Below are 1,338 nucleotides of genomic sequence, written 5' to 3' on the forward strand. Positions count from 1 at the left end.
AGGAACTCAAGATTGCCGTCCGGCAGATAACGTGCAAGGTCGCCGGTCCGGTACAGCCGATCGCCCTCGACAAACGGACTGGCGATGAAACGCTCGGCTGTGAGCTCAGGGCGGTTCAGGTAGCCCCGTGCCACCCCCGCCCCGCCAATGTAAAGCTCGCCCACCGCGCCGAACGGCACGGGCGCGCCATGGCCATCCAACAGGTACACCCGCGTGTTGGCGATTGGACGCCCGATCGGGGCCACTGCCCCCTTGCAATCAGCCGGGCAAGTCCAGAAAGTTGCGAAGGTCGTCGTCTCGGTGGGCCCGTAGCAGTGAATGAGACGTACAGGACCTTTTTCTTTCAGCAATCTCAGAAATGAGGCAAGATCAGCGCGATCACCCCCACAAAGGAGGTACTTCAGCTGCGCCAACGTCGGAGCAATCGATGCTGTATATTGGTTGAATAATGCTGTTGTCAGAAACAGTGATGTCACGCCGTGCTTCTCTAGCGCCCGGGCAAAACTAGGAGTATCCCTGACGGTGGCGGCATGCATGACAACAATGCAACCACCGTTAAGCAGCGGCGCCCATACTTCGAATGTGCTTGCGTCGAAGGCGGGATTGCCAGCCCATGCCACCCGATCTCCTGCATCGATCTTCACATACCCACTGTTGATCACAAGCCGGTTGACGGCACGATGAGGAACAACAACTCCTTTGGGAAGGCCAGTTGAGCCGGAGGTGTACATGACGTAAGCGGCAGTTTCAGCGCTCAACGCCAGCCCAGGATCGGAACTACATCCCGTTCCAGCTATGAGCGGCTCAATAGCACGAACAGGTATCGTCGCCTCCACCAGATCATCAGCGCAAAGCACCAAGCGTGCAGCACAATCGGCCATCAACAATTCTTGTCGCGCCGACGGGAGGGCGCGATCGATCGGTACATACACGCCGCCGGTCTTCAAAATCGCCAGCTGCGCCACCAGAAGAGCGACCGAGCGATCCAGCACTGTGGCAATGCGATCCCCAGGTTTGACCCCGAGGGCGATCAGGTGATGTGCCAGGCGGTTGGCCCGCGCATTGAGCTCGCCATAGCTCAGCCGCTCATCTTCGCAGACCACCGCCACCGTATCCGGCGCCTTGTGCACCTGCGTCTCGAACAGCTCGTGGATGCACCGCTCCGCGGGATACGGCGCCGCCGTCCGGTTCAGCTCCTCCAGCAGATATGTGCGCTCGGCAGCCGAGAGCAGCTCAATCCGGTGGACCTCTTGCTGCGCATCGGCAGCCATCGCCCGCAGCAGCGCCAGCAGATAACCACGCTGCCGCTCGATCGTCGCCTGATCAAACAGCGCCGTG

The 1,338-nt window shown here is 60.5% G+C and carries 1 protein-coding gene; it reads right to left on the reverse strand.

Going from position 1 to position 1,338, the window contains the following annotated elements:
- A partial coding sequence (locus GGD66_RS41105) for an amino acid adenylation domain-containing protein (RefSeq protein ID WP_183262295.1) occupies positions 1-1,338 on the reverse strand: 1,338 nt, incomplete at both ends.

It is taken from the genome of Bradyrhizobium sp. CIR48 (assembly GCF_014198315.1).
GTDB lineage: Bacteria > Pseudomonadota > Alphaproteobacteria > Rhizobiales > Xanthobacteraceae > Bradyrhizobium.